The organism is Acidipropionibacterium timonense (assembly GCF_900605005.1).
GTDB classification, from domain to species: Bacteria; Actinomycetota; Actinomycetes; order Propionibacteriales; family Propionibacteriaceae; genus Cutibacterium; species Cutibacterium timonense.
This window is the reverse complement of record NZ_LR027568.1, coordinates 1-2005: the sequence shown is the minus strand read 5'-3', so window position 1 is coordinate 2005 and position 2005 is coordinate 1. Positions and strand designations below refer to the sequence as shown.

At 59.3% G+C, this 2005-nt stretch carries 1 protein-coding gene and 1 pseudogene; both read right to left on the bottom strand.

What is annotated here, in order from left to right:
* Positions 1-358 precede the first annotated feature (358 nt).
* Positions 359-1177 carry an amino acid oxidase gene (locus tag E0E30_RS13190; RefSeq protein WP_130866940.1) on the bottom strand — a complete coding sequence of 273 codons (819 nt, stop codon included), beginning with the start codon at positions 1175-1177 and terminating at the stop codon, positions 359-361.
* Between the two features lie 245 nt (positions 1178-1422).
* A pseudogene (locus tag E0E30_RS13185) lies at positions 1423-1875 on the bottom strand (IS3 family transposase); the annotation flags it as partial.
* Between the last annotated feature and the right edge of the window lie 130 nt (positions 1876-2005).

Here is a 2005-nt window from a genome sequence, read left to right as displayed (position 1 = left end):
GACGGGACTTAAGACACTCCGATCCTCGCGCAGGGTCCTCCCCCCACGCACCCCGGCCCCACAGGCCAACTACAGCAGACTCTCACACAGTCAAGTCACAACTACACCCTGGATCCTGAAGAGCCTCCTAACCGGGGGGAGCAGGAGGACTGGGACATCGAGCGCACTCTCTACTACCCGAGGAATAGAACGGGACGAGCTGGTCAATGTCCAAATCGGTCGGGGTACTCACTCGATAGGTTGCAACGACCAGGACAGTGTGAGGGCCTTTCCGGTTGAACCCGTCGTCAACCGGAAAGACCCTCACGGTGGCTCATGATGCCGACCTTAGTCCTTGGCCCCAACCATCAACAGGCGCTCAGCAACGTTTGTTGACGACTTTGCTCGTGGTCAGCAGCTGGTTGGTCAGAGTGGTGCTCGAGGGGGAACTGGACGGTTGCCCGGTGTATGTGATGGTTGCTGACTGCACATATGACGTGAGACTAAATGATGACCATCCTTCATTAGCGATCATCCGGAACGTTGCCGGCATGATGAGGGTTTGCCCGTAGTACTTGGTCTTTGACTGGGTCACCATGAATGACTTCGTGGTCGTGTAGGTGAGCGTGCCGGTGACCTTCAGTGATCCGTCTGGCAATGTGGTTGTTGTCGGGGCGGTGACGGACCAGTTGCCAGCGACATTTTGGCTGGCCAGATAAGGCGCTTGGCCAGATATCGTGACTAGTTTTCCAGAAAGCTCTTTAGTCCAGTAGTTCTGCTGGTTCACCATAATGTGGCTCGCCGCGTACTGGGCCTTTTGCGGAACGATGACCTCGATATCGGTCACGAAGGTGGCCCCACTGTTCAGCGTCGCGGTCGAGCCAGGAATATATCCGGTGCCCGTCTGTGGCGACGTGGTGGGAACGGACCACCAGAAACCGCTCGACGAAGCATAAGAGCCATTCGTTCCCGATGAAATGTTGGTGACGGGAGTGAGTGACCCTTCACTGTTGTGAAAGTAGGCGCCATTGGTGTAGCACGTGGCAGAATCGTTCCAATGGATGTCATTTTGAGGGCTGTTACCGGACTTGACTGCAGTGAAGTATTTGCTGGGGGTCGTCGGGTAGTTTCCGGTAGAAGGATTGTCGGTTTGGTCATATCCGACATAATTCGTCGACTCGTCGGGCTGAGCGCTCATGCCGGTAGTGACAAACAGACCATATTCGGCGGAGGCTGCGGGGGGGGTGGACGCTGCGAAAGCTGGCAGTCGGTGTGCGGAGATGACAGCCGGCGTCGCCCACGCAGTGCCTGAGATTACGGTGCGCCGTCGGATCGCGGGAGAACTCATGGTGACCTTTCACAGTGTGGCAGCGTAGAAACGATTCTATCATGCCCTATTGATGATGGGCCTTCGCCCCGGATCGTGGACACGGTGGTGGTTGATTACGCTGCGGTTGGCAGCGTAGCGGCCCGGCGGGCCTCATAGGTGTTCGGGGACAGGTAGCCGCACCAGGAATGGCGACGGCGAGTGTTGTAGCGGGTGACCCAGCGAAAGACCTGACGGCGACACAACTGCGGCCCAGCGAACGTGGCCTGCCCGGCGAGGAGTTCGCGTTTGAGGGTGGCGTTGAACGACTCGGCCAGACTGTTGTCGGCGCTGGTCACCACGGCCCCCATCGACTGGGTCACCCCGAGACCCTTGCAGAGTTTGGCGTAGGCCTTCGAGGTGTAGACCGACCCATGGTCACTGTGGAAGATCGCACCCCGGAGACTGCCGCGCTGCGCGCAGGCGGCTTTCAGCGCGTCTTCGACCAGTTCGGTGCGCATGTGGTCCGCGACCGCCCAGCCGGCCAGTTTGCGGGAGTAGCAGTCGATCACGGTGGCCAGATAGAGGTTCCCGGGCTCTTCCCAATCAACGGTGTAGTTGCTGCTTGAAGCCGCCGGTCTCGAGGAGGCTGCGGGCGATGTAGTGGGTGAGGTTGCGGAAGCCCAACGCGATGCCGCGTAGGTGCTCGAGTCGTCCGTT

What these genes read in the sequence shown, in the direction of transcription:
- E0E30_RS13190 (WP_130866940.1), bottom strand. Translation starts at nt 1,177, where the DNA reads ATGAGCGCTCAGCCCGACGAGTCGACGAATTATGTCGGATATGACCAA.